The organism is Enteractinococcus coprophilus (genome assembly GCF_006716305.1).
Taxonomy (GTDB): Bacteria; Actinomycetota; Actinomycetes; order Actinomycetales; family Micrococcaceae; genus Yaniella; species Yaniella coprophila.
Map to the genome: position 1 here is coordinate 678,022 of NZ_VFOU01000003.1, position 23,692 is coordinate 701,713.

Annotated in this window: 23 protein-coding genes and 1 tRNA gene; 10 read left to right on the forward strand and 14 right to left on the reverse strand. The window is 58.8% G+C overall.

Translation table 11 applies throughout. From position 1 onward, the window contains the following. Positions 1-2 precede the first annotated feature (2 nt). The 5 genes from FB556_RS11095 to FB556_RS11115 all read right to left on the reverse strand — a co-directional run bounded on the left by FB556_RS11095 (position 3) and on the right by FB556_RS11115 (position 4,818). Positions 3-785, reverse strand: coding sequence for an ABC transporter ATP-binding protein (locus FB556_RS11095; protein ID WP_141867620.1), 783 nt, complete (start codon positions 783-785; stop codon positions 3-5). A 1-nt stretch (position 786) separates the two neighbouring features. Next, positions 787-1,824, reverse strand: a complete 1,038-nt coding sequence (locus tag FB556_RS11100) for a FecCD family ABC transporter permease (protein ID WP_141867622.1) — start codon at positions 1,822-1,824, stop codon at positions 787-789. Beyond that, positions 1,821-2,840 carry a FecCD family ABC transporter permease gene (locus tag FB556_RS11105; RefSeq protein ID WP_141867624.1) on the reverse strand — a complete coding sequence of 340 codons (1,020 nt, stop codon included), beginning with the start codon at positions 2,838-2,840 and terminating at the stop codon, positions 1,821-1,823. The genes FB556_RS11100 and FB556_RS11105 overlap by 4 nt, the downstream gene beginning before the upstream one ends. Continuing rightward, positions 2,809-3,849, reverse strand: a complete 1,041-nt coding sequence (locus FB556_RS11110) for an iron-siderophore ABC transporter substrate-binding protein (protein ID WP_141867626.1) — start codon at positions 3,847-3,849, stop codon at positions 2,809-2,811. Before FB556_RS11110 ends, FB556_RS11105 begins: the two co-directional genes overlap by 32 nt. A gap of 63 nt (positions 3,850-3,912) precedes the next feature. Further along, positions 3,913-4,818 (reverse strand): siderophore-interacting protein, encoded by a 906-nt coding sequence (locus tag FB556_RS11115; protein ID WP_141867628.1) that lies wholly within the window; start codon positions 4,816-4,818, stop codon positions 3,913-3,915. A gap of 136 nt (positions 4,819-4,954) precedes the next feature. Between FB556_RS11115 and FB556_RS11120 the strand changes: the two genes are divergently transcribed. After that, positions 4,955-6,187, forward strand: a complete 1,233-nt coding sequence (locus FB556_RS11120) for an MFS transporter (protein WP_211344036.1) — start codon at positions 4,955-4,957, stop codon at positions 6,185-6,187. Here the strand turns inward: FB556_RS11120 and FB556_RS11125 are convergent. From FB556_RS11125 to FB556_RS11145, 5 genes are read right to left on the reverse strand one after another with little or no spacing between them, the layout of a single operon-like run. Further along, positions 6,182-7,939 carry a hypothetical protein gene (locus tag FB556_RS11125; RefSeq protein ID WP_141867630.1) on the reverse strand — a complete coding sequence of 586 codons (1,758 nt, stop codon included), beginning with the start codon at positions 7,937-7,939 and terminating at the stop codon, positions 6,182-6,184. The genes FB556_RS11120 and FB556_RS11125 overlap by 6 nt on opposite strands. Before the next feature lie 49 nt (positions 7,940-7,988). Beyond that, complete coding sequence (locus FB556_RS11130; RefSeq protein ID WP_141867632.1) at positions 7,989-9,482, reverse strand: sodium/solute symporter; 1,494 nt, start codon at positions 9,480-9,482, stop codon at positions 7,989-7,991. Further along, entirely contained in the window at positions 9,479-9,955 is a 477-nt protein-coding gene (locus tag FB556_RS11135) for a DUF485 domain-containing protein (protein ID WP_141867634.1), read from the reverse strand. Before FB556_RS11135 ends, FB556_RS11130 begins: the two co-directional genes overlap by 4 nt. Next, the gene (locus tag FB556_RS11140) at positions 9,952-10,722 is read right to left on the reverse strand and encodes a LytR/AlgR family response regulator transcription factor (protein WP_141867636.1); all 771 of its coding nucleotides are present in this window, start codon (positions 10,720-10,722) and stop codon (positions 9,952-9,954) included. The genes FB556_RS11135 and FB556_RS11140 overlap by 4 nt, the downstream gene beginning before the upstream one ends. Next, positions 10,719-11,453 (reverse strand): sensor histidine kinase, encoded by a 735-nt coding sequence (locus tag FB556_RS11145; protein WP_342774677.1) that lies wholly within the window; start codon positions 11,451-11,453, stop codon positions 10,719-10,721. The genes FB556_RS11140 and FB556_RS11145 overlap by 4 nt, the downstream gene beginning before the upstream one ends. 240 nt (positions 11,454-11,693) lie before the next feature. Here FB556_RS11145 and FB556_RS11150 point away from each other — a divergent pair, with 240 nt between their 5' ends. The 3 genes from FB556_RS11150 to FB556_RS11160 all read left to right on the forward strand — a co-directional run bounded on the left by FB556_RS11150 (position 11,694) and on the right by FB556_RS11160 (position 14,695). After that, positions 11,694-12,086 (forward strand): DUF485 domain-containing protein, encoded by a 393-nt coding sequence (locus FB556_RS11150; protein ID WP_141867639.1) that lies wholly within the window; start codon positions 11,694-11,696, stop codon positions 12,084-12,086. Next, on the forward strand, positions 12,083-13,708 hold the full coding sequence (locus FB556_RS11155) for a solute symporter family protein (protein ID WP_141867641.1): 1,626 nt from the start codon (positions 12,083-12,085) through the stop codon (positions 13,706-13,708). Before FB556_RS11150 ends, FB556_RS11155 begins: the two co-directional genes overlap by 4 nt. 153 nt (positions 13,709-13,861) lie before the next feature. Continuing rightward, a complete protein-coding gene (locus FB556_RS11160) occupies positions 13,862-14,695 on the forward strand; it encodes a methylenetetrahydrofolate reductase (protein ID WP_141867643.1) in 834 nt (277 codons plus the stop codon). A 123-nt stretch (positions 14,696-14,818) separates the two neighbouring features. On the opposite strand, the gene FB556_RS11165 is transcribed toward FB556_RS11160, so the two are convergent. Next, positions 14,819-15,592 (reverse strand): YggS family pyridoxal phosphate-dependent enzyme, encoded by a 774-nt coding sequence (locus FB556_RS11165; RefSeq protein ID WP_141867645.1) that lies wholly within the window; start codon positions 15,590-15,592, stop codon positions 14,819-14,821. A gap of 47 nt (positions 15,593-15,639) precedes the next feature. On the opposite strand from FB556_RS11165, the gene FB556_RS11170 reads away from it, so the two are divergent. Next, positions 15,640-15,710, forward strand: a tRNA-Cys gene (locus FB556_RS11170). Between the two features lie 98 nt (positions 15,711-15,808). Here the strand turns inward: FB556_RS11170 and FB556_RS11175 are convergent. Further along, on the reverse strand, positions 15,809-17,038 hold the full coding sequence (locus FB556_RS11175; protein WP_141867647.1) for a hypothetical protein: 1,230 nt from the start codon (positions 17,036-17,038) through the stop codon (positions 15,809-15,811). 420 nt (positions 17,039-17,458) lie between these two features. Here FB556_RS11175 and FB556_RS13440 point away from each other — a divergent pair, with 420 nt between their 5' ends. Both FB556_RS13440 and FB556_RS11180 read left to right on the forward strand, forming a co-directional pair. Further along, positions 17,459-17,629 (forward strand): hypothetical protein, encoded by a 171-nt coding sequence (locus tag FB556_RS13440; protein ID WP_170200451.1) that lies wholly within the window; start codon positions 17,459-17,461, stop codon positions 17,627-17,629. A gap of 116 nt (positions 17,630-17,745) precedes the next feature. After that, positions 17,746-18,243, forward strand: a complete 498-nt coding sequence (locus tag FB556_RS11180; RefSeq protein ID WP_141867649.1) for a nucleoside deaminase — start codon at positions 17,746-17,748, stop codon at positions 18,241-18,243. Positions 18,244-18,247: 4 nt separating this feature from the next. Here the strand turns inward: FB556_RS11180 and FB556_RS11185 are convergent, their stop codons facing one another. Next, positions 18,248-18,835 (reverse strand): HAD family hydrolase, encoded by a 588-nt coding sequence (locus FB556_RS11185; RefSeq protein ID WP_246057406.1) that lies wholly within the window; start codon positions 18,833-18,835, stop codon positions 18,248-18,250. A 263-nt stretch (positions 18,836-19,098) separates the two neighbouring features. After that, positions 19,099-20,820 carry a ubiquinone-dependent pyruvate dehydrogenase gene (gene poxB, locus FB556_RS11190; protein WP_141867650.1) on the reverse strand — a complete coding sequence of 574 codons (1,722 nt, stop codon included), beginning with the start codon at positions 20,818-20,820 and terminating at the stop codon, positions 19,099-19,101. Positions 20,821-21,053: 233 nt separating this feature from the next. Here poxB and FB556_RS11195 point away from each other — a divergent pair, with 233 nt between their 5' ends. The 3 genes from FB556_RS11195 (at position 21,054) to FB556_RS11205 (ending at position 23,689) form a co-directional block, all read left to right on the forward strand. Further along, positions 21,054-21,479 (forward strand): hypothetical protein, encoded by a 426-nt coding sequence (locus FB556_RS11195; RefSeq protein ID WP_141867651.1) that lies wholly within the window; start codon positions 21,054-21,056, stop codon positions 21,477-21,479. Between the two features lie 354 nt (positions 21,480-21,833). Further along, entirely contained in the window at positions 21,834-23,189 is a 1,356-nt protein-coding gene (locus FB556_RS11200; protein ID WP_141867652.1) for an MFS transporter, read from the forward strand. Positions 23,190-23,296: 107 nt separating this feature from the next. Continuing rightward, complete coding sequence (locus FB556_RS11205) at positions 23,297-23,689, forward strand: response regulator transcription factor (RefSeq protein WP_141867653.1); 393 nt, start codon at positions 23,297-23,299, stop codon at positions 23,687-23,689. Positions 23,690-23,692: the final 3 nt, after the last annotated feature.

Genomic DNA, 23,692 nt, shown 5'->3' on the forward strand with positions numbered 1-23,692 from the left:
GCCTAGTCGGCGACTGGCACGACCATCGGGGTGCCAGAACACGGATCCACCCCGATCATCGAGTCCAGCCCAAACACGTCAGACACCAGGCTTGACGTCAGGGTGGTATCTGAGCGGCCATGGGCGACAATCGCGCCGTCGCGCATCACCACCAGATCATCGGCATATCGAGCTGCCTGGTTGAGATCGTGCAGCACGGCGACGACGGTGCGGCCCTGGTTGCTGATGTTTCGGCACAGCCGCAGCACGTCGACCTGGTGAGCGATGTCGAGAAACGACGTCGGCTCATCCAACAGAACGTAGTCGGTTTGTTGGGCCAGGACCATCGCAAGCCAAGCGCGCTGGCGTTGGCCACCCGACAACGCGGCAACCGGCATATCGGCCAGCTCGGTTAACCCGGTATCGTTCAGTGCTTGATCAATGGCTGGCGTATCTTGCGGGGACCACTGCCGCAACGCCCCGTGGTATGGATACCGGCCCCGAGCCACCAGACCACGTACGGTCACTCCCTCGGGCACCGTTGGATGCTGAGGCAGCAGCGCGACTCGCTGGGCGAGGCGGCGCGGGCGATAGGCCTGAACATGTTTACCATCGAGTGTGACCATGCCGGGCTCAGTGGCCAGCACTCGTGCCAGGGACTTCACCAGGGTTGATTTACCGCAGCCATTTGGTCCAACGATCGCGGTAAACCGGCCCTGCGGGACGTCAAAGTCCAAGTCGTGAATGACCGGTGTTGCACCGTAGCCAACTGTCAGACCTCTTGCGGCCAGTAAGTTATATGTCATGTCAGGCGTGTCCTTTCCGAAATTCACGAAGCAATAAATAGCCCAGAAAGATGCCGCCAAAGCCCGCGGTGATAATACCGACCGGCAGGCCATCTAGTACGGGCAGCTGTTGGACGCTCAGATCCGCCAGCACCAGTAGCACTGCCCCGACCAGGGCACTGGTGACCAGGTTAGGCCCGGTGCTTCGGGTGAGCATGCGTGCGGCGTGTGGGCTCATCAGGGCGATGAAGGCGATCGGACCGGCAACCGCCACGGCCATGGCAGCCAGCATCAGCGATGCCACGATGGCCCAGGTGCGCGTCGTCGTGGCTTTCCCGCCCAGCGAGGTGGCCAATTCATCACCCAGTTCCATTAATTGCAGCCGCGGGTTCAGCACGATCAGCAGTGGCAGTGCGATAAGCAACGCCAAGCAGATGAGCCCGGCGTGGCCTAGATCGCGGGCATTGAGACTGCCGACCAGGTAGGCGGCTAGCCGACTGGCTTCATCACGCAAGGTCGCGGTCACCACGAATTGGGTAATAGCGGTAGCCATCGCGGCCACGGCAATACCGGCAAGAATCACTCGCGAGGGTGAGGTGAATCCGCTGCCAGTGGCGATTGCGACCAGTCCGATGGCCACTCCGGCTCCTGCCAGTGCGCCGATGGGGGTGGGCAGTCCGGTGGGAAACAAGGAGACCACCGCAACGCCTGCACCGGCGCCCGCAGCCAGACCGAGAACGTCGGGGCTGCCCAGTGGGTTGCGCGTGACCGTTTGAAACAGTGCACCAGATAAACCAAAGGCTGCTCCGGCTAGGATAGCGACCAGCAATCGCGGGCCGCGCAGGTTTTCTAACACGAACGTCGCGGTTGGGCTGGATTCGCCGCCGAACAGCGCGATAATATCGCCCATTCCAATGCCCAGTTTGCCTGCGACGAGCGTGACGATGCCCAACACCAGGATCAGGGCGGCCAGTATAGTCCACAGCACCACGTGGCGACGCTGATACAGCACGGCGATGGTCTCACCGATGGTGAAAACTTTTGTTTGCTGCTGGGTCATGTCGTCACCGCCCCGCGACGGACGGCCATCAAGAGAAACGGTGCGCCAATAAATGCGGTGACAATACCGACCATGAGTTCCTGAGGTCGGATAATAACCCGGGCAAGGACGTCGGCGGCAACCAGTGCCAGCGCCCCACCAAGGAGCGCAGCCGGTACGCGCCAGCGGAAGTCTTCGCCCATCAGTGCGAAGATAATATGTGGCACGGCTAATCCGATAAAGCTGATCGGTCCTGCGATAGCGGTGGCTACGGCGGCCAACAGGGCCGCGGCGATAATGCCGATCAACCGGGTAGCACCCACCCGAAACCCCAAGGAGATGGCGGTTTCTTCTCCCAGTGCCAGGGCATTCATGCCGCGGGCGATCAGGAGCGCGAGGCAGAAACCGATGACCAACGGCACCAGGACTTGACCCAATCGCGAGAGCTCGACACCGGCTAGGGACCCGACCATCCAGAATCGATAGGAGTCAAAAACCTGCGGCAGGGTCAGTACCATCGCATTAATGTAGGCATACAATACGGCGGTCACCACTGCACCGGCCAGAATCAACGGCACGATGCCGCGAGCACTGGAGCGACCACCCAGCACTAAGACGACGGCCACCGCGATGATCGCGCCAAGCATCGCAAAACCCATGGTGCCGGTGGCACTCAGTGCCCCGAATAGTGCGGTGCCGGTGACCACACTGGCCGAGGCACCCACCCCGATGCCCAGAATACCGGGTTCACCCAGCGGGTTGCGAGTAATGCCCTGAATCAAGGTCCCCGACACCGCAAGGGCTGCACCCACGATGGCACCCAGCACGGTGCGCGGGATGCGCGACGCCACAACGTTGGCCAGATGAGGTTCGCCGTCGCCGGTCAGCACGTCTACAACGTCGGCGACCCCGTTGGGGCGGCTGCCCAGAAACAGGCTGAGGATGCAGGTGGCACCCAGCAGCACCGTCAGGGCAGCCATGATCAGTGGTCGACGCATCGGGGCGTTATTCTTGTTCCACGTTGGCGACGGCTTCATCGATCAGCGGCTTATAGCGTTCCAGTGACCAGGGCACAGTCAGCGGGGTGATCATGGATGAGGCGGTGACCAGGGATTGGTCTTCGGCTGCCACGATGGCCCCTTGTTCGATGGCCGGGATCGCGGCATACAGGGGTTGGGCTTCGATTTCCTCACGGCTGGCCTGGTCCATGTAGAACGTGAAGATCAGGTCCGAGTCATTGAGCTTATCGGCATTCTCTAACCCAATCAGTGCCGACTGGGTGCCGGGTTCATCAAAGTCGGCGCGCAATTCTTCGACGACCGGATCAGGTGTCAGGCCCAGGGCCGAGACCATGGCTACGCGGTGTTCCTCGGGATAGAACACACCCAGGGTTCCCGGGCCGGTGTTGTAAATATAGGAAAAGGTGAGGCCCTCATATTCGGGAACGGTGGCTTCAGCCAGTTGGGTTTCCAGATCCTCAATCAGGTCGGCGGCCTCTTCAGACTGGCCCATGGCTTGACCGATGAGTTCAATCTGTTGATCCCATTCAATGGTCCAGGGCTGTTCGGGATAGGCCACGGTTGGCGCGATATCGGCTAGCAGGTCATATTGTTCCTGGGTCAGACCCGACCACGGTGCCAGGATCAAATCGGGTTCAAGCTCCACCACGGCTTCGATATCCAGTTCGGTGCCACCGGTAAACAGTTCGGGTAGTTCGTCGCCGCGTTCGGTGACTTCTTCGTGGATCCACGGCAGATACCCGGTGTCATCGGCACCCCAGGGATACTCTTCCATCCCGACCGGCGTGGTGCCCAGTGCGATGGCCGTTTCGGTGGACCCCTGCCCTAAGGTCACGATGCGTTCGGGTGGCGTGTCGATGGTTGCCGACCCCAGCGCGCTGTCAATGGTGATCGGCTCCCAGTCGCCATCGGCGGATTGTTCCTGACCACTGTTAGAACACCCGCTGACAGCCAGTGCGGTGGCCACACCGATGGCAGCGATGGCAATCCAGCGCTTTGGCGCTGGGGTCGTTGAACGAGGTGACATGATGCTCCTTGATGTTGTGAAAGTCTAAGGTGTGAGGTGATTTTTACTTAGCCGCGCATTTTCTTAACCACGCATGGCCACGCCGTGGCGCCAGTAGCCCATGAACGCGACCTGAGATCGTTCAACGCCGACGTCGTTGACTAAGAAGCGGCGCAGTTTTTTAATCACACCGGATTCGCCGGCGATCCAGTAGTAGGTCCCGGTGTGGGGTGCTGGGTTTTCGGCGACTTCTTCCCCAGATGCCGAAAAGACGGGGGTTTCCCACAGCAGCTCGTCTTGATCGTCCTGTACCTCTTGGATGTGCCAGCCCAGCGCTTTGGCTAGCGGTTCTCCGAGGTTTTCGTTGTTGCGGCAGAGCCACTGGACTTGGATTGCTGTGTCGATGGGCAGTTGATCTTGAGCTGACGGGACTTCAATGTAGGCACACACGTTGGCACTGGTGCCATGTTCGTTGAGGTCTTCCAGAATCCGGGCGATGGCCGGGGCAGCTGATTCGTCGCCGAGCAGGATGATGTCTTGGGCTCCCCCGGGATGAAACTCGATGCCCGATGGCGCTTGACCCTGGTGCGGTGCTACCAGCAAGAGTTCATCGCCGGCCGTGGCGTTGGCGGCCCAGGCTGCCGCCGGTCCCGTCTCGCCGTCAGCAATGCCATGCAGCACAAAATCCACGGTCAGATACGTGGCACCGTCGGCGCGGACGAGGTGACGAATCGAATAGGTGCGCATCGTGCCGCGCTCGGCATCCGGTAACGCCAACCAGCGTTGGTACCAGTCGGCGCCTTCGACGATGCCGGGCAAGTGCCCGGCATCGTTGGGCAGGATGATCTTAATGCGCTGGTCATAAAACGGGCCCACAGCTGCTAACTCGTTGAGTTGCCCACCGGTAAATACGATGCGTTGAAATGTCGGCGATAGCTGGCGCACCGAGTGCACGATCCCGCGAACCGGGCCGTGGAGGATGTGGGTCATGGGACTCCTCGAAAGATGATAGGGGGCGTATTGTGCAGGAACCCGCCACAGCAATACAGCACACCCTGCGAAAAGAATAAGGTAAGGCTACCCTAAAATACACGCTCTTGCGATTCCACTGTTACACTGGCACGTTGTGCAAAAACCTACATTTTCTGCCGCCCTGCGGCGTCGTCAACTACCCAGGCAAACCCAGATCAGTGAACGGCGTCGGCTGATCGTCATGCTGGCGATGTCGCTGGGAGCCTTCGGTATCGGCACCACCGAGTTCGTCTCGATGGGTTTATTGCATATGATCGCCGAAGACTTTCAGATCACCGAAGACACCGCAGGCGTGATCATCACCAGTTACGCGCTGGGTGTGGTGGTCGGGGCACCACTGATCACCGCGCTGACCGGCCGGGTGCCGCGGCGGCGGCTCTTACTGTTGCTGATGGCAGCCTTCACGGTTGGCAATGGTTTGTCGGTCTTCGCTACGAACTACGAGACCCTCTTGGTGGCCCGATTTATCGCCGGCTTGCCGCACGGCGCGTACTTCTCGGTGGCGGGTCTCGCAGCAGCCTCGATGGCACCGGTGGCCCAGCGTGGTCGCGCCGTTGCATTTATTACCATGGGACTCTCGGTGGCAACAGTCATCGGCGTGCCCGCAGCTCAGGCACTGGGTGCCGCCTTGGGCTGGCCTGCTGCCTATGGCCTGGTTGCGACCATTGGCCTGGCAACCGTGGTGTTGTTGTGGTTTTTGATGCCGCATATGACACGGATGCGGCCTACGAATCCGCGCACCGAGCTGGGCGCTCTGAAACGCTCTCAAGTCTGGTTGACCCTAGCGATGGGCACCGTGGGGTTCGGTGGCATGTTCGCGGTGTATACGTATATTTCCTGGACTATGACCGATCGCGCGGGGCTAGATGCTTCCTGGCTGTGGCTGGTGTTGATGGTCTATGGGATCGGGTCGGTTGGCGGCACCTGGTTTGGTGGGTGGCTCTCCGACCGCAATCTGGAATTGGGTATCCTGTTTGCGCTGATCATGATCGCCGTTGTATTGACCGCATTCTATTTCACCTCGACCCACCCGGTGCTCGGGGTCATCAACTTTGGGCTGGTCGGGTTCTTTGGTTCGAGTCTGACGCCAAGTCTGCAGATTCGACTCATGGATGTCGCAGGCGACGCCCAAACGTTGGCGGCTGCATTGAATCACTCGGCACTGAATCTGGCCAATGCGGCAGGTGCTGCAATCGGTGGCGCGGTGATTGCTGCCGGGTTCAGCTACTCGGCCCCGGCCTTAGCCGGGACCGTCCTGGCCGTAGCTGCGATCCTCGTGTGGATTCCGACCACGGTATTGCGCCGTCGTCAACTGGCTAGGTCATGAGAAGTTCTGGTCAAGGAATTCATCCATGTAGTCCATGGCCATCATGAGGCCGTAAAAGACCGCGCCCCGTAGTGGCTCGGGAATCTCGGGTTCCCGCAGGTTCTCACCCAACATGCCAAACGCGTGCAGCGACCGCAAGTATTCATCCGAGCGCTGCTGGACAAGCTGACCTCGAAAATCATCCGGTGAGGCTTGCGTTGCCGGAGGCATGCCCGCCAGCGAGTTCAACAGCCGACCCAGCGTGTGCCCGACCGAGGAGACTTCCAGCGGAGCGTGTTCTAGGCCGTGGATCAAGAAGATCTTGATATACGTGGCGATGATGCCTTCGGCCGCCTCAAATGGGATCTTCTCGGCTTCGACATACTCACCGGCGGTCGGGCCCAGCTCGACGGTTGCATCGACGAGCGCGATCACGCCGAGTTCTTCTAAAGTCCACCACCAGATCATCAGTTCCGGGACATCCAGGGCGGAGTCAACATGGGCGCTACTGAACCGCTTGCGTAACCGCAGGGAGTCGTGCACATCGAGCCCAATCATGGCCCCGATCGTGTGAACATCTTCGGTGCGCGGTGCGCCAGCGTCAGTGGTCGGGCGCGGGGTGGCCAACCAGTCGCGTAATTGTTGGGTGCCGGAGACGATCGGCAGCTGGCGCATGGCGTCATACCGGGTGTCGTGGTCCACATCCTGGGCGGTGGCAAAGATCTTTTCGAAATCCCACGGTGGCGCCTTGTGCACCACGGTCATGTCGGTAATTTTCGCGTGAGCCTGATGCCAGCGGTCGGGTTCCAGGTCAGTACGCAGACGGAATTGCAGATAGTGTTTGATAATTTCCAGCGCCGTCACCACATATTGGGGCTGGGTGTTGGCTAACACAGCCATGGTCCACACATCGAAATCGGCCGGGTCGTGCGGGTCAATATCCTCGCGGGCGGCCTCATCGATCATCGAATTGAAGATAATCGAAATCTTGGGGGCAACCTCGGCGACGTCGTCCTGGGTTTTCAACCAACTGGCAAAATCATCCAAATATTCCTGCGACGACGACGTCTGATCGCCGTTGGTCGTGGGCAGTTGACTGACCTCTAGAACCGGGACGAGTTCATCGAGCACCCGATCAAAGGTCGCGTTTTGGTGGGTTGCGATCGCCGTGATGGTTGCGGCCAGCAGGTAGATGCCGGCACGGGCCACTTCAAATCCGCCGTGATTGGTCAGCAGGGTGTCCAGGGATCGGAACGCGGTGCCCTTGGCGGCCAGCCCTAAGATCTCTTCGGCCGCGGCCTTCGTGTTGGGGTCGACCTTTGGGATTTCGACGACGTGTAGCGCCGGGTGCAGGGCGGTATTGCGATAGATGCTGTCAAGGTTTTCCATGGCGACGCCGGTCAGGTGGCCACTGGAGGGTCGGTGGCGGGTGGGTGCCGGACCAATCGAGCCGAAGAGGTTTTGTACCTCGGCGATGTTCTCGGCGTGCAGCGCGACCACGAGTTCACGCAACGTGTTGATCGCACGGGCTCGTTGATCACCCACCGGGGTGGATAATTCCATGTTGTGACGTTCGACCGCCCGGGTCAGCGCCTCGTTGAGTTCCTCGGGGTCGGCATCCGTGAGGTGCGCAACGTCGATGCCCTCGGCAGCCAACAGTGGCGCGAGCTGGTCCATCAGCTCGGCGTCGGCCCCAACGCGGTGTCGGATTTCCACTCCGGGCGGGAGGGGTAAGAATTCTGGATCGTCGGATGGAGACTTCGATGCAGCCATATGCCGACGATATCAGCGCTGTGGCATGGATAACAGGTTCTCCGGGTAGCTAATACTTCTGTGCCGGCTCGGTTACCTGTTCAGGCAGGTGCAGTCTGGCGAGGACGGCTTCGGTATGAGCCGGTGGCCGCTGGGCGCCCAGCGCCGAGACGAGCATCGTGACCGCTAACACCAGCGGCACACTCCACAGCGCCGGGTACTGCAACACGGTGGCGGTGAAGCCTTCAAGTTCCAGCAGTTGGCCCGCAATGAGTGCGCCGAGCGACACGACCGCACCGGTGATCATGCCGGTGATGGCGCCGTGGACAGTCAGTCCGCGCCACCAAATGGCCAGTAACACGATGGGTGCTAGACAGGATGCGGTGAAGGTGAACACCATCGCAACGGCGCCGGCCAAGGCCAGCCCGGTGGTGATATAGGCGGCAAGGATCGGCAAAACCATGGCCAGGATCGCACCGATCCGAAATCCGCGAACCGTGCCGCCGAAGAATTCCTGGGAGACGACACCGGAAATGGACACGACCAGCCCCGAGGCTGTCGACAGGAAAGCAGCAAATGCGCCACCGGCAACCAGTGCAGTCAACAGATCGCCGACCACACCGGTAAAGATCGCATCCGGCAGGCGCAACAGGGCAGTGTCGGTGCTGGCGGAAGCGGCGAGTTCGGGGAGCACCGCCCGTGCGACGACGCCCAGAATAATGGGCAACGAATAAAACCCGGCTAACAGTCCCAGCAATAACACGGTGGTGCGTCGCGCCGATGGCCCATCGGGATTGGTGTAAAACCGCACCAGCACGTGCGATAGGCCCAGGGTGCCGAGCATCAGGGCCGCAACCAGCGAGATTGTCCGATACGTGCTGACGTGGGTTTCAATGACCAGTTCGGTTTCGAAAGCATTGGCCAAATCCGGGATGAAATCGGCCTCACCGGCGCCCACCCGAAGCAAGATAAACATGGTGGGCACTAACAGGGCGGAGAGTTTAAACCAATATTGCACCGCCTGGGCGATGGTCACCGAGCGCATGCCGCCGGACACCACGGTGGGTAACACCACCAGAATCACAATGGCCGGCCCCAACCAGCCGGGCAGGCCGGTCGTGGCTGACAGGGCAATGGCGGCTCCGTGGAGTTGCGGGATGATATAGAGCCACCCGGTGAACACAACCAGCAGTGCGGTCAGACGGCGCAGCGTCCGCGAAGGCAGGCGCAGGCTCATCAGGTCCGGGATCGTGTAGGCCCCGGATCGACGCAGCGGTGCCGCCACAAAGACTAAGAGCGACAAAAAGCCCGCCGTGTATCCGACCGGGAACCATAACCCGTGGGTGCCAAAAGCCATGATGAGTCCGGCCACGCCCAAGAAACTAGCAGCCGAGAGGTATTCGCCAGCAATCGCCGAAGCGTTCATCCACGGTGGGACGCGGCGGGAGGCGACATAGAAATCTCGGGTCGTACGGCTACGGCGTAAACCATGCACGCTGATGAGAATCGTCACGACACACACCAGGCTAATCGAGCCCAAAACCAACAGCGCGTTCTGAGTCATGGCCCCTCCGGTGTTTGGTCAGTGAGCTCAGCTGCCAACTGGTGTTCGTGGACGGTGGCCCGTCGAACATAGAACCACCCCAGCAACATCAACAAGGGAATGACTAACACCGAGGGGAAGAGCCATTCCAACGGCACCCCCAGCAGTGGGACTCCGGCGAGCGCGGGGCTGAAATGGAAGGCCAGGTTCACCACGACGACCAGGCCAAAAAATGAGGCCATCAGGCTCACGGCCAATTGCAGTTGGATGCGCATGAGCCGTCGCACAGCGCGGGCTGATGGTTGCGTGCGGGCGGCTGTATCCGCTGGATTGTGGAGCACTTCCTGGACACTGGGCAACCCAGAGGGCATATCGACTTGCACCCGGCGAGCGCGCATGGCTCGCAGGGTGTCGGGTACCTGGGCGGCCGGCGGCGGGTCGCGGATGAGGTCAAGCTCGAAATCTTCGTCGTCAAGATATCGCGGGTCGCTCATCCATCACTCCGCGGGACCGATCGGAAGTTGAGTTGTTTGAGCCGCTGGCGCACCTGAGGCATGAGCCGTCGACTCACCGGCAGTTCGGTATCGCCAACAAACATGAACATTTTGCTGTCTTGCTGGACGATTTTATTGGCGTAGTTCAAGTTGACGATATGCGACCGGTGAATGCGTACAAAGTCGTAGCCCGCCCAGTCTTCTTCGATGCCCGTCAGCGAGATGCGTAGCAGATAAGAGTCGTCCTCGGTGTAGATTCTGGCGTAGTCCCCCTGGGCTTGGGCCCAGCGGATGGTACGAATCGGGACGAATAACTGTTGTGCACCCTGTTGTACCGTCACTCTGCCTTGTTCAGGCAATTGTGTGATGGCACCGGTGTCCACTCGGCTGAGCGTTTTGCGTAGTGCTTCATGCAGGCGTGCTGGTCGCACGGGTTTGAGCAAATAGTCCAAGGCGTCGAGTTCAAAAGCGTGTACCGCAGGTCTGGCATCGGCAGTTACAAAGATAACGTGCGGTACGTCGCCATTATCCTGGCGGCGCAGCTCGTGGGCCAGATCCATCCCGGTGTGCCCGGGCATGTGAATATCTAGCATCACCACATCAACACGGTGACGACTCATCACATGTTTGGCCCCGGCAACGCTGGTGGCAGTGTGGACAACACCGACGAGCGGGTCTGCTTCTAACAGCCATTGCATCTGTTCTACGGCGGGGACTTCGTCGTCGACGGCCAGCACATGTAAGCCCGGATCTTGCGACTGGCTCATGCGTAATCACCCGCAACCGGGGTAATGATGCGGGCCGGGGCTTTGAATTTCGGGATGCGCATCGACACATTCATGCCGGCGTCCTGGGCGGTTTCGATGTGCAGGCCATGTCCTGGACCGTAGGCTTGACGGAGCCGCAGATCAACATTGCGCAGCCCCACGTGCGACCCGTCTGCTTCACCGCGCATCACTTTAGCCATAAATTCCGGGTCAGCGCCAACACCGTCGTCTTCAATACTGATTTCTGCATACGTATCGGCGTCCTTGGCGCGCACGAACACGTGGCCCTCACCCTGGGTGGTGTACATGCCGTGACGGACCGCGTTTTCGACCAGCGGTTGCACGCTGAGAAATGGGATTTTGAGTCCCAACACTTCCGGCGCGATATCCAGGCTCACCTGTAACCGTTCACCGAAGCGCGCTTTTTCCAACAACACGTACCGTTCCACGGCACTGAGCTCATCTTCCAGGGTGGTGAAATCCCCCTCGGTCCCCAGCGAGTACCGAATAAAATCAGCGAAATCGACCAGCAGTTCCCGGGCACGAACCGGATCACTAGGTATCAGCCCGGCGATGGCATTGAGCGAGTTGTAAATAAAATGCGGGGAGATCTGGGCGCGCAGGCTGCGCAGTTGTGCGTCGATGAGCTGCTCACGGGTCAGCTCAACGAGCTGTTGATAATCCGGTTCGGCAGGCTGATGTTCCTCTCGAGATTTTTTGCGAAAGATCACAATACTCTCCCCTGGGTGTGTGCTGACCGCCCGGAGAGTAGCGGGTGCCGCAACGCGTGAAGGGTGAACATACCTGTAAGCCTAGGTGACAGTATTCACTTTTTCCCAAAGCTTCGCCGTTCAACTCACCAACCTGACCGCTTAGCGCATGATTGAACCGCCCGCCTTTCGTGACTCACATCACACTGACTAGCCTGTGGGGCATGAAGACCTCATCCAACTCCACCGTGGAGGATCATCATGACGACAACACATAATTATTCCGACTTCCAACAGGTACAGAAATCTGAACAGTTTCAACAGCTGCGCAAAACGCACCGCAGCTTTGTATTTCCCATGACCGTGATCTTTTTGATCTGGTACCTGGCGTTTGTCATTTTGGCCGCGTTCGCACCCGAGTTTATGGCCATCAAAGTCTTGGGCAACATTAACCTCGGCATCGTGCTGGGACTAGCCCAGTTCGTCACAACGTTTATTATCACCGGCGCTTACGTGGCTTATGCAAATCGGAAGATTGACCCGATTGCCACCGATCTTCGCGAACAGATGGAAGCCGCTGGCGCCGGTGAGCCAACACCAGTTGAAGTTACCGGTTATGCCACCACCGCACCGGGTTCAGGAGATGCATCATGACCTCAGCACTCATCACTGCTGCCACCACAGACGTATCCACCGAAGTTGGCAACCCGTGGGCCAACATCGGCATCTTCCTCGTATTCGTTGCCGTCACCCTGTTTGCGGTGGTGCGGGCATCACGCAAAACCAAAACAGCCACAGACTTCTACGCGGGCGGTCGATCATTTACCGGCACCCAGAATGGTACCGCCATTGCTGGGGATTATCTTTCCGCCGCATCCTTCCTAGGAATTGTGGGAGCCATTGCAATCTATGGTTACGACGGCTTCCTCTACTCAATCGGCTTCCTGGTCGCCTGGCTCGTCGCCCTGCTGTTGGTCGCCGAAATGCTACGCAACACCGGCAAGTTCACGATGGCCGATGTGCTGAGCTTCCGCCTGCGACAGCGCCCCGTGCGCATCGCTGCGGCAACCTCCACCCTGGCGGTATCGATCTTCTACCTACTGGCCCAGATGGCCGGCGCCGGGGCCCTGGTGTCCTTGCTGTTAGGCATTGATTCCAAACTCGGCCAATCGCTGGTCATCGCCATCGTTGGCGTCTTGATGATCTTCTACGTCTTCATCGGCGGTATGAAAGGCACCACCTGGGTGCAGATCATCAAAGCCACCCTGTTGCTGATCGGGGTGGGCATCATGAGCATCTGGCTGCTGGCCCTGTTCGGCTTCAACTTCTCGGCGATGCTGGGCGAAGCCGTCACCACCGCTGGCAACCCAGCCGTGTTGGATCCAGGCCTGCAATACGGTGCGTCCGCCCTGTCGAAGATCGACTTCCTGTCACTGGGACTGGCCCTGGTCCTGGGCACCGCTGGTCTGCCACACGTGTTGATGCGGTTCTACACCGTGCCAACCGCTAAAGAGGCTCGCAAATCCGTGGTCTGGGCGATCTGTTTGATCGGTGGGTTCTACCTGTGCACCCTGGTGTTGGGCTTTGGCGCCGCCGCGATGCTAGGCCCAGAAGTCATCAGCAACGCACCGGGCGGACAGAACTCGGCAGCACCGTTGCTGGCCTATGAACTCGGCGGCACCATCCTGTTGGGCATCATCGCCGCAGTCGCCTTCGCCACTATCCTGGCCGTTGTTGCCGGGCTAACGATTACCGCTTCGGCATCGTTTGCCCACGACATCTACGGCGAAGTCATCAAGAAGGGCAAACTCGACACCGCAGGCGAGATGCGCGCCGGACGCGCCACCGTCGTCGTCGTGGGGATCTTGGCCATCCTGGGCGGTATTGGTGCCCAAGGCCAAAACGTGGCCTTCCTGGTTGCACTGGCCTTCGCGGTGGCTGCCTCGGCGAACCTGCCAACGATCATCTACTCGCTGTTCTGGAAGCGGTTCACCACTCGCGGTGCACTGTGGTCGATGTACGGCGGGCTGATCACTTCGATCACCCTGATCGTCTTCTCCCCGGTCATGTGGGGGGCCGAAACGTCGTTCTTCCCAGACGTCGATTTGGCACTCTACCCGCTGACCAACCCGGGCATCGTGTCGATTCCGCTGTCATTCATCCTGGGCTGGCTGGGTTCGGTCACTTCCAAAGCCACTGAGGATCCTGCCAAGCAGGCCGAGATGGAAGTTCGCTCCCTGACCGGTGTCGGCGCGGAAAAAGCCACCGACCACTAACTCGCAAGAACCACCTCACCACGCTGAGTCCCCGCGTCCACCATGGACGCGGGGACTCAGCGTGTCTTGTCGTGATTCGAGGCCGCCCGAGATGCACAATAGTGCTGGCACAACAGTCAGATCCCGCAGAAAGAGCCCCAGGTGTCTAAACACATGGACTTTACAACGCCGTCGTTTGAGACAACAGTGCGTCAGGTTGGACAATTCGTCGACGTCGCCGATCGGATGCCCGGGGATGCACCGATCAACGTAGCCTTTGTGGAAGAGATTTCGGTTGCTCAGCGGCTCGCAGCGATTCGCACCTTGTCAGCAGCGGGGTTGCGGGTTCGACCGATTTTGTCGGCCCGACGGCTCGCTTCTGAGGCACAGCTTGGTGAACTGTTGGAAACCAGCTGCGGCAAGCTTGGTCTGCAAGAAGTCATGATCGTGGGTGGAGATCCCACCGAACCGGCCGGTCCTTATGCCACGGCATTAAAGCTCATCCAATCGGCACCGATCACCGAAGCCGACCTCAGGCTCATCGCCCTCCCGGGATTCCCAAAAGAGCATCCGACCACGAGCTCCGCAGTGTTGCTGGATCATCTGGCAGCAAAGGTCGACGCCCTCGAAGCCACCGAGCGGGCTGTTGAAATCACCACTCAACTCTGTCTAGATCCTGCAGCTGTGCAGGAGTGGGTTACCAAGGTGCGCGCCAGAGGCATCACCGCTCCGATCCGCATCGGCGTCCCAGCACCCACCACTGCAGCAAAACTCCTACGATTCTGTGCATTATGCAAAGTCGATGCTACGCAGGAAGACCTGCAGCGTTATGGGTGGCTGGCAGACCATGACGCCACGCTGGTCGATCCGGGAGCTTTCCTGCGTTCGCTCACTAGGATGCTCACCTCCGAGCTCGGGCCAATCATGGCCCACATCTACCCGATGGGTGACATCGGCGCAGCGCTGACGTGGCTATCATCGCGTCAAGTAGAGCTGATGCAGGGCTAGGCGCTGTGCGCTAAGTCGTGAAGCTTCAACACCGTCTTCCAATTGCGAAGCGTGGCGCTATCTTTTGTACTCGAGTATCCAACTTGGACTGTGCAGGTCGAGGGCTTCCAGGGCGTCGAGCGGTCAGGCCATGCCGGGCCAATACGCGCTATCTGGTGTAGAGCGAGCACCGAAAATTGCTTGTCCGACTCGGACTACGGTTGAACCTTCTTCGATCGCGGTCTCGAAATCTCCTGACATCCCCATGGATAGTTCACCAGGCCCAAGCAGCTCTGGTACCTCGGCGCGCATTTGGTCTCGCAGCTCACGCAGCAAGGTGAAGCACTTTCGCACCCGTTCAGTGTCTGAACTGAAGATTGCTAATGTCATGAGCCCTTGGACTTCCAAGTTGGGGTACTGGCGTAAGTCGGCGAGGAAGCGGGCCAATTCGTCTGGATGGATGCCATATTTTTGTGGCTCATTTGAGGTGTTGACCTGCACAAAGACGGGCAGTGTTCGTCCTGCGGTTTCAAGTCGACGGTTGAGTACCTCTGCTACCCGTAAGCGATCCAATGCTTGGAATTCCGCAGCATAGGCTGCCACGTCGCGCGCCTTATTGGTCTGCAGGTTGCCGATGATCGACCACTCCACATCCAAGTCCTGCATCGCATGATATTTTCGGGTGGCTTCTTGGACACGGTTTTCGCCAAGCTGCTGTAATCCCGCCGCGACGGCTATACGAATGCGGTCTTCAGGAACAGTTTTACTGACGGGCAACAACCGGATTTCATCGGGGTCCCGTCCTACCCGATGTGCGGCATCGGCGATCCGGGCACGTACCGCTGCGATATCGTGAGTAAAATCTTCGATCGTTTCAGCCGTTGGAAATTCATCAGATAAACCATTTGCACCTGCCATAGGCCAAACGTAACATGGGTGTCGCAGTGAGACTATCACTGTGTTCCGGTGGGGTGACCGAGTAGCTAGGTTGCGGCTCGCAAGGCCGTATACGCAGGTTCAAGTCCTGCCCCCACCTCGAAAATGACCGAGGGCCCCATTCCGACACAGTTCGGAATGGGGCCCTTGTGCATAGCGGACGGGCTGACCGTCAGCTAGGCAAAGTGTTGTCGTAACTTATTTGGCGACCTGGGAGGCGCCTTTGGTCACGGCTGGCTGCAGAGCGGCAGGAATACTGGGCTTGCCGTCTGCGAGGTCGATGAGATCCATGGCCTCGAGTTGCCGCAGTCGTGGGATGAGTACACCGTCAGCGGAGTCGCCGTTCACAATGAATTGAGCCGTCTGTTTGGCGGCGGCGTCATCGGCGTCATAGCTGAGAGTTTGTGCCACGTAGGTGGCGACCAGGTTTTCTGCTGCATCGAGCTGTTCGATGTCTTCAAATTCGAACGCGGCAGCGTTGGCGCCCGGTTGGATCTTGGTCGAGGTAACCTGTGCCTGACCGGTTTCTTGCATGGTGGTCCAAAACGCCATGAGCTCTGGGATCGCCTGAGCTGAGGTCGCATAACGGGTCGGATGTGCTTCAGCCGGCACGTTCAGATCCAGATCGGATGCCACCGGTTCTACTGCTTCAGGTTTCTTCGCGACACCTTCGGCATCAATGCCGATGGTTGCCGCGACGTCTTTAATGTCGGCGCGTTTGGGCAAACCGGTGCCCGTCACAGCGTGGCCGTCGCCCATCCACTGGGCGAATTCTTTCACACCGGCCATGAAGCGAGTCTCCAGGATCGCGGTGTAGCGCACTTGCGGATCATCACCGTCTGGTTGCACTGGTTCGGCGGCTTCATCAACGACGTCGACAACTTCTTCGACCACTGCCGCGGGGACTTCTTCTACTACTTCTGCCACAGGTGGAGCATCTTCGGTCGCAGGCTGTGCAGGCGTCACCGGTGCTGGTGGTTCGCTGACTTCTTGTTCAGGCAACAGTTCGTTCAGCTTCGCATCAAAATCCGTGTCTTGTTGTTCGGCGAGCGCACGCACAGCTGCGGTCACCACAAAAGCACCGGCGCCGGCGACGGCTTGGCCAGGGTTGCGCTGCAGCAGGCTCGGGGTCGAGCGCAGAGCACGCCCCTTGGTGGCAAGTGCTTCGATGGCAGGAGTGATGTTCCGAATCGTACGCGGCACGTCACGTTGCGCGACCCGGACTCGACCATTCAGGCCATGCTTGGCATACCAGTCATCCAGGGACTCTAGTGCCACGTAGGTCAGCTGAGCTACACTTGGGCGTCCGTTTTCGGCCTCCGGGCCGACGGTGCCTAAGATTTCTGTGGCCTTGGTCGATTGGTCGCTTTCTAGCGCCTGGGCAATCTCGCGCAGGGTATTAATAGTGCGCGCTCGTTCTTCACTCACGGGGATATCATCTCCAAGTAGGGTCTTTCAACCGCAAAACGGTATTCGTCACAAAGTGACGCTACCAAAAATTACAGGCAAATTTGCGGTAAATAGCCTCCCTGAGTGTGAAATGCTCAACATTTGACCCGCGTGCTGCTCCCATATTCTGCGTTAAAGTAGGGTTCCACATGGCGCGACAAGCAGCTACCGCCCCGCCGCTAGGATCCGATTTGCTCCAGTAACGAGACCCAGACTTCTGGGTCTGTGGGGACGACCGGGACCGCTTCTTGCAGTGCTGGCGCCGACATCTGGACCGCGGTGGCGAGGTGTGCCGCAGGCTGTTATTCTCCATGGTGCTTATAGCAGTTGCCTTGCATCCAGCCCTAGCCACCGGGCGACGTTGGGGTGCACAATGGGCTCAGAAAGGAGTTGATCGCTGTGACCAAGAATCCCAAACACAAGCGCGACGACGAACCAGATCCTACCGAGGAGTCCACGAAAGAGGACTACATTGACGAGGAACATCCCGGCAAAGACCGTGAGGAAGCCGTCGTTGATGAACAGGGCGAAGAGTCTTTCCCTGCTTCAGACCCACCAGCCAATTACTAAGTATCCGCATTGATAATGTTCTTCGCGCCCGGTCGACTCATGGGTTGACCGGGCGCGAACGTCTTCCCACCCAGTGAAGACTGGGCGAGCGAGATGATTCATGATTGAGTGGTGCTATGACTGACGTAGAACTCACAGACCTGGACCGCCAGTATTTACAACAATGCGTGGATTTAGCAGCCGAAGCCCTTGAAGCCGGCGACGAACCGTTCGGGTCGGTGCTGGTGGACGCCGAAGGCGTGGAACTCTTTGCGGATCGAAACCGCATTTCAGGCGGGGATCCGACTCGGCACCCAGAGTTTGCGATCGCCAGGTGGGCGGCCGATAACCTCACCGCGGAGCAGCGGCTAACCGCAACCGTCTATACCTCGGGCGAGCACTGTCCGATGTGTGCCGCAGCTCATGCGCGGGTTGGGCTGGGGCCAATTGTGTATGCCAGTAGTGCCGCAAATTTGGTGCAATGGTTGAACGAATGGGATGTTCCAGCCGGGCCAGTTGCCCCGTTGCCGGTGACCACGGTCGCTCCCAATGTTCCGGTGCGTGGCCCGTATCCAGAATTCAGCCAGGCCATTCGCTCACTCCAGGCACGTTTTTATGGCATCACCGGCATCTAGGTTGCTACGAGCCCACCGCTTCTACAGGTAGCAGAGCTTCAAGATCCGCAATCGTCTTGCCGGCCAGGGTGTCCCACAGTGTGAGGCCCGCGAGGGCTGGGATCGCTACGATATTTGGTACTCCGATCGTGGTGATGCCCGCAGCAAGTGCTGACGTGACCCCTGGCTCTGAATCTTCGATCGCGACCATCCGGTTCAGGCTGAGCTCTTCACGGTCTGGGTAGTGCTCCATCAGAAGGCGGGCGCCCAGTAGATATGGGGCGGGAGCAGGTTTGCCATGTTCCACGGCCTCTCCGGTGACCTGCACGCTGAACGTGCCCTGGGGCAGCTCCGCTACAATTTCATTGGCCAGGGCCGCTTCGCTCATCGTCACTAAGCCCATCGGGATCCGGGCCTGACGCAGTTGGGCCAGCAGCTCACGAGCACCAGGTCGCCAGGGAATAGCCTGCCGTGTCTGAGCTATGACTGCGTTAAGTAACTGTTCGATAATCTCGCGCGACGACAGGTTGACGCCGGCGGTCTGAGCAATGCGCGCATAGACCGGCAGTGCACTGCCAACTAACCGCTTGGAATCCTCTTCGCTCCAAGGCACAACCCCATCCCGTCATGAGTTCGGCTTCAGCACGAAACCAATAGGGCTCGGTGTCCACCAGCGTGCCATCCATATCCCACAGCACACCTTGCAGCAACGTCATCTCAATTCAACTCCCCTATCTAAGTGTGTCGGCCCAATGCGGTTCAATATTGACTGATTGAACCGCATTCCTGGGCAGTCTCCCTGACTCATCCTTCGCACCGATGGACTAGTGATAGACCATCGGTGAGCTCCAGGTGCCGCTAAAGTAAACTAGCACGCTAGAGGATACGGCGCAGGTTTGCGCGGGCCAGGTCCACCAGTTCCGATCCTTGACCGCTCAACACTGCGCGCATTGCATATAGCGAAAACCCTTTGACCTGTTGTGAAGTAATGGTCGGCGGAATCGTCAGTTCTTGCTGTTCGGTAACTACATCCAACAGTGCCGGACCATCATGCGCTAAGAACTCATCAATGGCCTTGGGTAAGTGAGAACTGCGTTCCACGCGTTTGCCCCAGATGCCCATGGCCTCGGCGACCTTGGCGTAGTCCGGGTTGTCGAGTTCGGTGGCAAATGGGACGAAGCCGTCGGCCTTCATCTCGAGTTCGATGAAGTTCAGCGACGAGTTGTTATAAACCACGACTTTGACCGGCAGTTTATGCTGGCGCAGCGTGAGCAATTCACCCATGAGCATGCCCAGCCCGCCGTCGCCGGATAGCGAGATGACCTGACGCTCGGGAAACGCAGCCTGGGCACCCATCCCCATGGTCATCGCATTGGCCATCGATCCGTGACTAAACGACCCGATGATGCGACGATTTTTAGTCGCAGTGAGATATCTTGCGGCATAGACCACCGGTGAACCCACATCAGGAATGAAAACCGCATCTTGCCCAGCATGTTCATCCAACAGCCGGGTGAGGTACTGCGGGTGAATCGGGCGCGACCCGCGCGAAGGCTGGGCGAGGTTATCAAGCTTCTTGCGCGTCTTTTCGTAGTGGTCGCGCATGGTTTTCAGGTGCTTGGAAGAGGTAGCCGGTTCCAGCAGCGGCACCAGTTCTCGCAGCGTGTCTTTAGCTGTCCCCACCAACGGGACGTCAACCGCCACGCGTTTGCCGATTTGGTCTCCGCGTCGATCAATCTGGATGACCGGAATGTTGTCAGGATAGAACTGTTGATACGGCAGATCAGTGCCAACCATGAGCAGAACATCCGCGTCGAACATCGCCTGATACCCGGAAGCAAAGCCCAACAGACCGGTCATTCCGACGTCGTAGGGATTATCATATTCCACGTGCTCTTTACCGCGCAGCGCATGCACAATCGGTGCTTGGAGCAACTCGGCAACTTCCAACAACTCGGTGTGCGCCCCAGCCACCCCGGCCCCGGCCAGGATCGTGACCTTCTGGGCCTCGTTGAGCACATCAGCGGCACGTTCTAATTCCGCGACACTGGGAAGGATGCGGGAATGAGTCGCGTGAATGATCTCGGGGGCAGCATCAGGCATCTCTGCGAGAAACATCGAACCACTGATAACCAAGACGGCGACGCCGCGCTGTTCGATCGCATTGCGCATCGCGATCATCAGCACCCGCGGCAACTGTCGGACATCGCTGACATGTTCGACATACACGCTACATTCGCGAAACAACTCTTGCGGATGAGTCTCCTGAAAGTAGCCGGTCCCAATTTCCTCCGACGGGATATGGGCAGCAATCGCCAGCACCGGTACCCGCGAGCGTTGCGCGTCGTATAGGCCGTTGATCAAATGCAGGTTCCCCGGTCCAGAGGTGCCTGCAACGACCGCAAGCTCACCGGTCATTTCGGCTTCGGCAGCCGCAGCAAATGCTCCGGCTTCTTCGTGTCGGACGGTCATCCAATCGATCGTGGATCCGATGAGAGCATCTGTGAACCCGTTGAGGGAATCCCCGGCAATGCCCCAGATGCGTTCAGTGCCGTGCGCTTCCAACGTAGAAATAATGTGTTCTGCAACGTTTGCCAATGCTTCCTCCTGCGTATGTATCGCTTCGCGTTGAGGATCTGAAGATCAGATACGCCCGATTTCCACGGTATCGCATAGCCTTCAGCAGACGGAACAGTTGGAATCATTGATCAAGTTTTGCAGCTTTTCTAAGCGGCTTCCCAGGGTAAAATCGTTGATACAACATTGACCTTGAGTGGTACACCGAGAAGACTCGTAGATAGTACGAGTAATTTATAAGGAGTCGCGACACTATGAAAATTTTCCGTTTCGGTCGAGTATTAACTTTCGGTCTCGGTGCCGCTGCAGGTTATGTTCTTGGTAACCGCCAGGGCAGAGAACAAGCCATGCAGGTAGCTCAGCAGGCAAAACAATCGGTTCAGCAGTTCTGGAGCGATCCAAAAATCCAAGAGCAGGTGCACGACGTCGCCGGCAGCGTTACTGAGACGCTGAAAGACAAGAACCCCACCCTGGGCAAGGTTTCAGAAAAAGCCGCCGAGTTCATAGATAAGTCCACCGGTTATCAGGGCGATTCGCAGGGCCATTCCAACAGCCCCAACGCTGACGAAGACAATGACAAAGCCGGTCATGAAACTGCTGATGCCGGTCGCGATGTGATCAGCGATCCATCAGAGTCATTAGAGAGTGAAGGCGGAACCACCGCCACCCGCAACGACTAAGACCACTGTGTGAATGCCCACGGGCCTGGCACCTGTTCCTCAGGTGCCAGGCCCGTGGGCTTTTGACTTCCTTCCGAGGCTGACAAGAGTCCTCTGGATGACCACGGCCGTTCCGAGGCTTATTGAACAATTTACGCCGGGTCGTGCAGGCGATTTCTTGAAACCCCAGGGGTGCAATAGAACCGTCTTAGAGAACTGACTGGCACGGTTGTCGCGTGCATATTTGGTACACCCCGCCCACCTGTTTGTAGTTATCGTCACAATCTTGCCTGTGTCTCAGAGCACCATTAGCCTGGCTATCAGAACAACTAACTATCCACATAGATATTCTTGTGCGGTTTGTGGGAGGCACCTATGGATCTGCGTCATCAGATCGATACTCGGCCAATGTCAGGGTATCAATGGCTCATCATTGCGATATGTACCTTCCTCAATGCTCTGGATGGTTATGACGTCCTGGCCATCTCCTTTACCTCAAATGCGGTGACCGAAGAGTTTGGACTCAGCGGCACTGAATTGGGCATCGTCATGAGTGCCGCCCTCGTCGGGATGGCCGTGGGGGCATTAACCCTGGGACCTGTAGCCGACCGGATAGGTCGCCGAAACATGACGATCTTGGCAATCGTCGTCAACGCCATCGGGCTGTTTTTATCGGCCACCGCAGGATCGGCGATCGAATTGGGCATCTGGCGCATCGTGACCGGCCTAGGCATCGGTGGCATCTTAGTTGGAACCAACGTCATCAGTGCGGAATATGCCTCCCGGAAGCATCGCGGCTTGGCCATCAGTATTTATGCCGCAGGCTATGGCATTGGCGCAGCATTGGGTGGCACCGCCATGGTTGGTCTGATCAGCAGCTTTGGGTGGCGTTCAGTCTTCCTGGTGGGCGGCATCATGGCTGTCATTTCGCTGCTCATCGTCCTGCCGCTCCTGCCGGAATCTGCTTCCTACCTCTATAACCGGCAACCGAAAAACGCCCAGGAGAAGGCTGAACGCATCGCCCACCGCCTGGGGTATCTCGAACCGATCGATCTGACTGTTCCTGACACGGCTGCGCAGCGTAGTGAACAAGAAACTGGGATCAGCAAGCTGTTCACCAAGCAAAACCGACGAGTCACTCTTGTCATCTGGACCACGTTCTTTGTGATTATGTTTGCGTTCTACTTCGTGAACTCCTGGACGCCGCGACTGATGCACGCCACCGGCCTGAGCGAGACCCTCTCGATGTTCGTCACCGTGGGTCTCACCCTTGGTGGGGCGATCGGATCGGTGGTCTTCGGCCTGTTCACTGCCCGCTGGTCCACGCGGGTCGTGCTCAGCCGGTTCACGGTCCTGGCCGCAATTTTGATGGCCATTTTCGTATTTTCTGCCCAGTGGACCGTCGTAGTGCTCATCTTGGGCGTCTTCGTCGGGCTGTTTATCAATGGCTGTATCGCCGGACTGTACGTGTTGACCCCACAGTCATATACCTCTGGATTACGTTCTACCGGCGCTGGTTGGGGCATCGGCATCGGGCGGTTCGGCGCGATTATCGCTCCGACGGCCACCGGGGCACTCATGGACGCCGGGTGGACACCAGAAGCTATCTACGTTTCGGTGGGCGTGCTTATCCTCATCGCCACGGTGGCATTACTCTTTATGCGCGGCGTCGATGTCGAAGCCAACCGCGACCCACAACAAGACCTCAAAGACCACACCGAAACAACCTAAGGCAGCGCAGGTTTTGAGCCCGCATCACCCGGACAGCGGGTGAATGATTGTCCACGTGGTAACCTTTCGCTAGTCTGCTCATGTCAGCGAAGCGTCGGAAGGATGCCATGACCGCAGGTCCCACCGTTCAATCTGAAACCGCCCTGATCATCGAGGATGATGACGACATCAGGCGCCTTTTGGAGATGACCATTGGCCAGGCAGGCTTAGCGGTCGAATCTGCCAGCACCGGCCAAGAAGGTCTCGACCACGCCCAGCACAAGGCCTATTCGATGATTACTGTCGACATTGGTCTGCCCGACATCAACGGGCTCGAGATCGTGCACACCCTGCGAGAACACTACACCGGACCGGTCGTGATTATCTCGGCGCGTTCCTCGGACGCTGACCGGAGCGCTGGCCTCGCCGCCGGTGCTGATCTGTTTTTGACCAAGCCCTTTCGGCCGCGCGAACTGCGCCAACAGTTCGCCAGTCTGCTGCAGGACGCCGGGGTCCGGTAATTT

Coding starts and splice junctions, on each gene's coding strand:
- FB556_RS11115 (WP_141867628.1), bottom strand. CDS start 4,818: ATGACCCACATCCTCCACGGCCCGGTTCGCGGGATCGTGCACTCGGTG.
- FB556_RS11130 (WP_141867632.1), bottom strand. CDS start 9,482: ATGACTCAGAACGCGCTGTTGGTTTTGGGCTCGATTAGCCTGGTGTGT.
- FB556_RS11205 (WP_141867653.1), top strand. CDS start 23,297: ATGACCGCAGGTCCCACCGTTCAATCTGAAACCGCCCTGATCATCGAG.
- FB556_RS11155 (WP_141867641.1), top strand. CDS start 12,083: ATGACCTCAGCACTCATCACTGCTGCCACCACAGACGTATCCACCGAA.
- FB556_RS11125 (WP_141867630.1), bottom strand. CDS start 7,939: ATGGCTGCATCGAAGTCTCCATCCGACGATCCAGAATTCTTACCCCTC.
- FB556_RS11160 (WP_141867643.1), top strand. CDS start 13,862: ATGGACTTTACAACGCCGTCGTTTGAGACAACAGTGCGTCAGGTTGGA.
- FB556_RS11110 (WP_141867626.1), bottom strand. CDS start 3,849: ATGTCACCTCGTTCAACGACCCCAGCGCCAAAGCGCTGGATTGCCATC.
- FB556_RS11165 (WP_141867645.1), bottom strand. CDS start 15,592: ATGGCAGGTGCAAATGGTTTATCTGATGAATTTCCAACGGCTGAAACG.
- FB556_RS11150 (WP_141867639.1), top strand. CDS start 11,694: ATGACGACAACACATAATTATTCCGACTTCCAACAGGTACAGAAATCT.
- FB556_RS11100 (WP_141867622.1), bottom strand. CDS start 1,824: ATGACCCAGCAGCAAACAAAAGTTTTCACCATCGGTGAGACCATCGCC.
- FB556_RS11180 (WP_141867649.1), top strand. CDS start 17,746: ATGACTGACGTAGAACTCACAGACCTGGACCGCCAGTATTTACAACAA.
- FB556_RS11135 (WP_141867634.1), bottom strand. CDS start 9,955: ATGAGCGACCCGCGATATCTTGACGACGAAGATTTCGAGCTTGACCTC.
- FB556_RS11200 (WP_141867652.1), top strand. CDS start 21,834: ATGGATCTGCGTCATCAGATCGATACTCGGCCAATGTCAGGGTATCAA.
- FB556_RS11195 (WP_141867651.1), top strand. CDS start 21,054: ATGAAAATTTTCCGTTTCGGTCGAGTATTAACTTTCGGTCTCGGTGCC.
- FB556_RS11140 (WP_141867636.1), bottom strand. CDS start 10,722: ATGAGCCAGTCGCAAGATCCGGGCTTACATGTGCTGGCCGTCGACGAC.
- FB556_RS11105 (WP_141867624.1), bottom strand. CDS start 2,840: ATGAAGCCGTCGCCAACGTGGAACAAGAATAACGCCCCGATGCGTCGA.
- FB556_RS11095 (WP_141867620.1), bottom strand. CDS start 785: ATGACATATAACTTACTGGCCGCAAGAGGTCTGACAGTTGGCTACGGT.